Source organism: Geoalkalibacter sp., from assembly GCF_030604225.1.
In the GTDB taxonomy this organism is placed as follows: Bacteria; Desulfobacterota; Desulfuromonadia; order Desulfuromonadales; family Geoalkalibacteraceae; genus Geoalkalibacter.
Window position 1 is genome coordinate 26,343 of record NZ_JAUVWH010000016.1, and the last position, 8,136, is coordinate 34,478.

The 8,136-nt window shown below is 61.8% G+C and carries 6 protein-coding genes; 2 read left to right on the plus strand and 4 right to left on the minus strand.

Annotated features, from left to right (window positions below; all coding sequences use genetic code 11):
• The first annotated feature begins 138 nt into the window (after positions 1 to 138).
• Complete coding sequence (locus tag QAT43_RS03555; protein ID WP_305041663.1) at positions 139 to 1,194, plus strand: AI-2E family transporter; 1,056 nt, start codon at positions 139 to 141, stop codon at positions 1,192 to 1,194.
• 120 nt (positions 1,195 to 1,314) lie between these two features.
• The gene (locus QAT43_RS03560; RefSeq protein WP_305041664.1) at positions 1,315 to 3,555 is read left to right on the plus strand and encodes a Cache 3/Cache 2 fusion domain-containing protein; all 2,241 of its coding nucleotides are present in this window, start codon (positions 1,315 to 1,317) and stop codon (positions 3,553 to 3,555) included.
• 18 nt (positions 3,556 to 3,573) lie between these two features.
• Here QAT43_RS03560 and QAT43_RS03565 read toward each other — a convergent pair whose 3' ends face one another.
• The 4 genes from QAT43_RS03565 to QAT43_RS03580 form a co-directional block, all read right to left on the minus strand.
• Complete coding sequence (locus QAT43_RS03565) at positions 3,574 to 3,915, minus strand: hypothetical protein (RefSeq protein WP_305041665.1); 342 nt, start codon at positions 3,913 to 3,915, stop codon at positions 3,574 to 3,576.
• A gap of 32 nt (positions 3,916 to 3,947) precedes the next feature.
• Positions 3,948 to 4,673, minus strand: coding sequence for a YkgJ family cysteine cluster protein (locus QAT43_RS03570; protein WP_305041666.1), 726 nt, complete (start codon positions 4,671 to 4,673; stop codon positions 3,948 to 3,950).
• 275 nt (positions 4,674 to 4,948) lie between these two features.
• Positions 4,949 to 6,955, minus strand: a complete 2,007-nt coding sequence (locus QAT43_RS03575; RefSeq protein ID WP_305041667.1) for an EAL domain-containing protein — start codon at positions 6,953 to 6,955, stop codon at positions 4,949 to 4,951.
• A 141-nt stretch (positions 6,956 to 7,096) separates the two neighbouring features.
• Positions 7,097 to 8,136, minus strand: a 1,040-nt coding sequence (locus tag QAT43_RS03580) for a sigma-54 interaction domain-containing protein (protein WP_305041668.1), incomplete at its 5' end; no start/stop codon positions are given.

The window sequence follows — 8,136 nt, forward strand, 5'->3', positions numbered from 1 at the left end:
TTCCAAGGGACCCATGTCAAGGCTCGGCCTTAATGCACCGCTCCGGCAACCCCCCAGAATCTCTTTTATTCTCGGCCGTTTGTGATAAGATACCTGCTTTGCGGCAGTTCGCGATTTCACAGCGTTTCGGGTTTTTCCATGAATATCATCTCCAACTGGTTCCGCCGTCACCTCTCCGACCAGCAGGTCGTGATTCTCATGGCCTTGCTGGCCGCCGGCCTGATCATCGTGCTGTTCTTCGGCCACATGCTGGTGCCTTTTTTCGCCAGCCTGGTCATCGCTTACCTGCTTGAGGCGCCGGTGCGCTTTCTGGGACGCGTGGGACTGCCGCGTCTGGCCGCGGTGATCCTGGTGTTCGCCCTGTTTCTCACCCTGCTCTTCATCGGTTTTTTCTGGCTGGTGCCGATTCTCATCAAGCAGGTCACCCAACTCATCCAGCAATTGCCCGTCATGATCAGCGAAGCCCAGACGGCGCTGATGACCCTGCCGGAGCGCTATCCGCGCCTGATCTCCGAAAACCAGCTCCACGAAATCGCCACCACCCTGCGCGCCGAAGTGGTGCGCCAGGCACAGAAACTCCTCAGCGTGTCCATGAGTTCGGTGCTGGGCCTGGTCACCCTGCTCGTCTATCTGGTGCTCATGCCGATCCTGGTGTTTTTCTTTCTCAAGGACAAGGACCGCATCCTTGAGTGGGTGCAGGGTTTCCTGCCCCAGGAGCGCACCCTGGCCATCACCGTCTGGCAAGAGGTCAACGGCCAGATCGGCAACTACATTCGCGGCAAGATTCTGGAAATTCTCATCGTCTGGGCCGTGACCGGCGTCACCTTCTGGTTGCTCGACATCAATTACGCCATGCTGCTGGGTTTTCTCGTCGGCATCTCGGTGCTGATTCCCTATGTGGGCGCGGCGGTGGTCACCCTGCCCGTCGCGCTGGTCGCCTATTTTCAGTGGGGTCTCAACCAGCAGTTTTTCTATGTCCTGATCGCCTACGCCGTCATTCAGCTCCTTGACGGCAACCTGCTGGCGCCCCTATTGCTTTCGGAGGCGGTCAACCTTCATCCCGTCGCCATTATTGCGGCCATTTTGGTCTTCGGCGGCATCTGGGGGTTCTGGGGCATCTTTTTCGCCATTCCCCTGGCCACCCTGATCAATGCCATCATCAATGCCTGGCCGCGAGAATCCTTGGTTAATTAGAACGCCCCCTTCTTGTTTTTTTCAGCGCCGTCCAAACAGCCGCCCAATCTTGTGTATCATTAAAATCTCACCCCGCCCTCGGGCGGGTCGTCATCACACCTACGGCGAGGATACCAGGGCGTGAGGATCGGGATTCGCATCACCAGCATGGCCATTCTGCCGATTTTGGTGACCGCGCTGGTGGCCGCGGGGGTCGCCCTCACCCAGAAGCAGGCCCTGCAAAAATTCTTCGCCCAGGAAATCGACCGGCAGGCACGCAGCGAGGCGCAAAAAATCGCCCAGGACGTCTACCTCATGTGCCGCGCCGCCCAGGAAGCCCTCCAGATCACCATCAACAGCAATCTGCGCGTCGCCGAATATGTTCTCAGCCAAAAGGGCAAGGTGAGCTTTTCCGCCGAGCCGGTGGTCTGGAACGCCATCGACCAGTACACCCAGCAAAGCCGCCGGGTGGAATTGCCGCGCTTGCTGGTGGGCGGTCAGTGGCTCGGCCAGATCGATGCACCCCAAGTCGCCGTCCCCATCATCGATGAGGTCCATAACCTGGTCGGCGGCACGGTCACCCTGTTTCAGCGCATGAACAAGGAAGGCGACATGCTGCGGGTGGCCACCAATGTTATCGACACCGATGGGCGGCGCGCCATCGGCACCTACCTGCCCGCCCGAATGCCCGATGGGCGCGGTGATCCGGTGGTTGCCTCCCTGTTGCAGGGCAAGACCTTTCAGGGCCGCGCCTTCGTGGTCAACGCCTGGCACATCACCGCCTATCAACCCATCTGGAATCCGCAAGGCAGCGAGGTGATCGGCGCTCTCTACGTGGGCGTCCAGCAGGAAAGCCTGGAGAGCCTGCGCAAGGGGATCATGGACATCATCGTCGGCAAGACGGGATACGTCTATGTCCTGGGGGGCCGGGGCAACCAGCGCGGCAGGTACATCATTTCCCAGGGCGGGCGACGCGACGGCGAGGATCTGTGGGAGGAGGTCGATGCCGCAGGGCATCATTTCATTCAGGAAATCGTGAAAAAGGCTCTGGAAATGGAAGAGACCGGGCGGGGCGCCAAGATCCCGGTCACCTTCGTGAGCTACCCCTGGAAAAATCCCGGCGAGGACAAGCCGCGCAACAAGGTCGTGGCGATTTCTTATTTCGAGCCCTGGGATTGGGTCATCGGCGCCGGGTACTATGAAAGCGACCTCAAGGACAGCCAGCTGCGCCTGCGCGGCGCCATGAACCGCATGGGCTATTGGACGGGGCTGACCGCCCTGTTGATGATGCTGCTGGCGGTGCCGGCGGGCTATTTCGTCGCCAGCGGCATCCGCAACCGCATCGACAGCGTGCTCACGTCGGTGGAGGAAATCCTCATCGTCACCGATCCCCACGGACGAATCGTCTTGCTGAGCAAGCCCGCCGAGGAATTGCTGGGGTTGTCCCTGAAACGGGTGAGCGGCGAGGTGTTCGACCGGGTCATTCCCTTCCCCAACCTGCGCGAAGCCATGGTCGCCGCCCTCAACCAGGGCAAAAGCGGCCAGCGCTTCGACTTCGAACTGAGCAACGGCGCCGGGGCGCGCCGCATCATGGAGGGCCGCACCTCCCTCATCCAGACGCGTGTGGGCGGCGCCGCCGGGATGATCTTCATCATCCACGACGTGACCGACGAGCGCACCATGGATCGCATGAAGAGCGAATTCATTTGCACCGCCGCCCACGAGCTGAGCACACCTTTGGCCTCCATCATCGGCTACTCGGAGCTGCTGCTCAATGAAAAGGAACTGCCCGCGGAAACCGCCCAGGAGGCTCTGGCCTACATCAACAAAAAATCCTGGGCGCTATCGCGCATCGTCAACGACCTGCTCGATTTGAGCCGCATCGAACTCGGCCGGGAAATCCCCATTGAAAAAGAGCCGGTGGACATGCATGAATTGCTGCGCGATGCCGAAATTTTCGGCCACAACCTGACCCAGAAGCACCATTTTGTCCTTGAGCTGCCCCCGGAGCCGGCGCTTTTGACCCTCGACCGCGGCAAAATCGAGCAGGCCCTGGAGAACATCATCAGCAACGCCATCAAATACGCGCCCGGCGGCGGACTCATCCGCATCGCCGGGCGGCGGGAAAGCGACGGCTATCTCATCGAAATCAGCGATCAGGGCATCGGCATGACGCCGGAGCAGAGTACGCGCGTCTTCGATCGCTTCTACCGCGCCGACAACTCCACCACCGCCGTGGAGGGCACGGGACTGGGCATGAGCATCGTCAAGCACGTGATCGAAGGGCACGGCGGCCAGGTGTGGGTGAAAAGCCGTCTCGGCAAGGGCACGCAGGTGTTCATAAAGCTGCCCTGGCGGCCCCAGGACGACGAGCCGACCTGAGATTTTCCAGGAGCAAGTTCAGCGTTTTTTCTTGTCCGCCGTCACATGCAGCTCGCAGTGCAGGCAACGGCGCAGGTACAGGGGCATGAAGCCCTGCATATGGAAGAAATTGCCGCAGCGGGGACATTTGGCGAAAGCGGCAAAGATCACGGCAACGGCCACCAGCAGAATCCACACGCCGAACACCATGCCGGCCACCCGGTCCGATCCGGACAGCTCCAGGGTCAGCCACATCACCGGAATGTAGATCAGCACCAACCCGAACAAAAACCAGCGGCGCCGGCGCAAGGCCTTCATCCCGAGGGCGTACTGGGAAAAATCCTCGGGTGCTTCCGGTGCTTCCACGCTCTTGTCGTCCATGCTCCACCTCCCGGCCGAATCGTTCTTGAATCCTATGCTCCCAGAGACTCCATGTGAACCACGAAGGGCAGATCAAACCCGGCGCGAATCAGGGCCCGGCGGGTCACCTCAAGCCCCTGGGGGACGAGTTCGCTCACGCCGAGCTGCTGCTCCAGAGAGATGAGAAACGAGAGGTTGCCGCGCAGGGAAAACCCAAACCGCTTGATCATGGCCGCGGCGGTGCGCTCCTCGAACTCTCGCCCGAGATCCTGGGCGGCGGCGACATAGTGCGTGGGAAACGCCACCACCGAGGGGTCGAGCCCACTCATGAAGGCCTGTTTCTCCGCCGGATGCAGACAGCTGAAATCCACCGCGCACCAGTCGCTGTCGCGAGTGGAGAGCAGGGCGCGACAGGCGAAGGGCCGCACGGGATAGATTCCGCAAGCGCCGTCCGCGTCCAGCAGCGGGCAAAAGCCGAGATGCGTGCGGCAGGTGCGCAGGTACTCCTTGAAATCTTTTGCCGCCGAGGCAATTTCACTTAGCCGCGAGGCATGGGTCGCCACGGCCGCTCCTTGCTCCGGCGTCAGGCATTGGGCGATCCCCAGGGCCTCGACAAAAGTCGCGTTGACCGTCAGGGTGCAGCACTTGCGACAGCCGCGCCGACAATAAACGGCGACGCCGCGCCGCGTCAAAGCCTCCAGCAATCGGGCGCTGTGCCGATCGAAGGCCTCCTGATCCCGGCGCACCTGCTCCTTGATTTGTCGCCAATCATCCTGCATTGGTCCCCCTGATAACATGGATTTTCTTGCACGGTCAATTTGAAACCCACAATCGCCAAGCCCCTCGCGATGCACGACGACGCTGCCCGCTTTTTAGGCAAAACGCTAAAACCCCGTCCGCACGGACGGTCACCATGGCGAATCTCGGGCTTTTCACAACGCTATCCACAGCGGCTGTGAAAAGCCTTGGCCAGGGCCGGGCGAACTCAAGAAATTTCAGCAAAAAAAGGCGCCGCACCGAAGCGTTGGGGTGACAGAACCGCCCCGCTTCAGGCTCAGGCGTTCCGGCGAAGCCGCGCGACGAAATCCGCCGCCTCCAAGGGTTCGCTGAACAGAAATCCCTGAAAGCGCGTGCACCCGGACCGGCGCAGAAATTCATACTGCTCGGGCGCATCCACCCCCTCGGCGAGGGTGAGCAGTCCCAGGCTGCGGCCCAAGGCCACAACGGCGGTAATGATCGCCGCGCTGCCGGCATCGCCGGGCAGATCGCGCACAAAGGCGCGATCGATCTTTAGGCAATCCAAAGGAAAGTTCTTCAGATAACTCAGGGAGGAGTAGCCGGTGCCGAAATCGTCGACGGCCAGATGCAGGCCCATTTTTTTCAGGGCGACCAGGGTGCTTCTGGCCTGCTCCAGATCATACATCAATACGCCTTCCGTAACCTCAAGGGCCAGGGAGCACGCCTCAACCCCCGTTTCCTTGAGAATCCGGGACAGCAAAAGCGGCAGGTTGACCTGGCGAAACTGCGCGGCGGCAAGATTGACCGCGATGGGCGGTACCACCAGCTGATCCTCGCGCCACTGGCGTATCTGACGGCAAACGGACCACAGAACCCATTCGCCAAGCGGCACGATGAGTCCCGAGGCCTCGGCCAAGGCGATGAAGCAATCGGGCTTTAGAACGCCCCGCGCGGGATGCCGCCAGCGCACCAGTGCCTCTGCGCCCCTGACCTCGCCAGTCAGACCATCGACCTGGGGTTGATAGAGAACAAAGAGTTCATCACGCTCAAGCGCCTTGCGCAGATCGGCTTCGAGGCGCACCCGTTCCACGGCTTGGATCCCCAGGGCCTGATTGAAAAACCGCACCCGCTCACCCTCCCCGCCTTTGGCGGCGTGCAGGGCGATTTCCGCGTGACGCAAGACCTCCACGGGAACCAAACCATCCTGGGGCGCCAAGGCGATGCCGCCGTGGGCGTTCAGATGGACCTCGCCCTGATCCAGCAGACAGGGCCGTTGAAGTTCCGCCAAGGCACGCTGCGCGAGACTTCCGGCCTCGGAAGCTTCGTTCACGAAAGGCAGCAGCAGTGAAAAAACGCCATTGCCGAAGTAAAAAGCCCAACCAAATTCACCAACGGCGACCCGCAGGCGCTGGGCGCCGATCTGCAGCAGCTTGTCGCCCAGGGAACGCCCCAGGGCGTTGTTGATGCGCCGAAAATCCTCCAGATCCAGCAGCACGACCGCCACAAGGTCCGCTGGACCGCGGCGCTGCTTGAGAAACAAGTCGAGCTTACCAAAAAACTGGGACTGATTGGCCAGCCCGGTCAAGCTGTCGTAGTGCGCTAGATAGCGCAGATTTTCCTCGGCCCGCAACCGCCGCTGCTCCTGGCGGCGTAATTGCCGGTCCGCGACCCAAAGTCCGCCGAGGCCCAAAAACCAAAGCACTAAAGCGCCGCTTGCCATGCCCCAACGATGCACGCGCCCGGCCGCCCACCAGGGGCGCAGATCCACCTGGGTGCTTAGACCGCCGCGAATCTCGCCGAGACGGTAACCCTGATGGGCGTGGCAAAAGAGGCATTCCGCCTGCATGAGCAGCGGGCGCATGACACGCAGGATTTCCCTGCCGTCAATCCGGGCGATGCTGCTGATCTCGGGCGCGCCGGCGGAGAGGGCCTGCAAGGCGCCCTGTTCCCAGCTGTCGGGAACATTCTTGGGGTTTAGGGGGCGCAGGGCGGTAATCCGGCCGCTCAGGCCAAACATCTGCTGTTCGAGGGGAAAAATCTCCCGCATCATGTAAGCGGGATTGACCAGGGTCAGGTGGCGCCCGGAGGGAGTTAGAATGTCGCGTTCAGGTAAGTGGGCCAGGTAGGGATTGGGTGGTGTGGTGTCGGAAACCTCCACGTAGATGCCGCCATGCTTCGCGTTCCAGTGGCGATAGACCAGCACATGGTCGGCAAAGGTGCGCGCTTGGGCGGCAGCCAGGGCCAGGGTATTGGCCCGCGACCGCTCCAGGTTCCACCAAAGTCCGCCCAGCAGCAGCAGCGTCCACCCGATGGCCAAACCCACGAGCAACCAGCGCCTGGATCTTCGCCGCGGCAAACCAGCCCCCTGAGGCTGCCAAGATTGCGCCAATGGCTGCATCGCCCCCTCCTCGGTTCCGACAGGGACTTAAAAATCATTTAAAATATAGCAGAACCTTGCTTGACTTTAAAGATCCTCCAATCCCAAACGATGCAATTTTTCCCATAAATTCTTCCTGGAAATGCCCAGGGCCTGCGCCGTTTCCAGGCGCCGGCCCTGATGGAACTCCAGGGCACGCCTCAGGTAATCGCGCTCAAAATGCTCCAGCGCGCCGCGCAGGGATTGCCCGGGGTGAAAGGCTGGGCCGAGGCAGAGCCCCGGGCGATCTTGGTTCAGGTCCTCGGGAAGGTCGTCGGGCAGAATGATTTCCCCCTTGCCCAGGGCCACCGCCCGCTCCATGGCGTGCTTGAGCTGGCGCACATTGCCCGGCAGGGGATGGCGCAGGAGCAGATCACGCACCTGCGGCGAGAGTCGCGGCAGGGGCCGCTCCATCTGCCGGGCGAATTGGGCGAGGAAGTATTCGGCCAGGGGCAGAATGTCCTCGCGCCGCTCGCGCAGGGGCGGGATGGCGATGCTGATGACGTTGAGGCGATAGTAAAGGTCCTCGCGAAAACGTCCGGCGCCGACTTCCTCGGCCAGCTTGCGGTTGGTGGCGGCAACAATGCGCACATCGACCCGGACCTCTTTCTGCCCGCCCACCGCTTGGACGGTTTTCTCCTGAAGAACCCGCAGCAGCTTGGCCTGGCTGGGCAAGGGCAACTCGCCGATCTCATCCAGAAACAGGGTGCCGCCGTCGGCCTGGACAAATTTGCCGGGCTGATCCGCCACCGCGCCGGTAAAAGCGCCGCGCCGGTGGCCGAACAACTCGGATTCGAGGAGAGTTTCCGGCAGAGCCGCGCAGTTGATCTTGACCAGGGGCGCGCCGCGGCGGGGACTCAGGGCATGGATCAGATCGACGAAATACTCCTTGCCGGTGCCGCTTTCCCCGGTCAGCAGCAGGGTGGAATCCAGGGGGGCCACCGCTTCGACCATCTCCAGGGCGCCCTTGACGGCTGGGCTGCGTGCGATGAAGGAATCGAGATCGCGCGGATGGGCGAGATAGCGGCGCAGCCGCTGATTTTCCTCGGAGAGGGTTTTGTTCTCGGTAATGTCGCGGCTGATCAGCA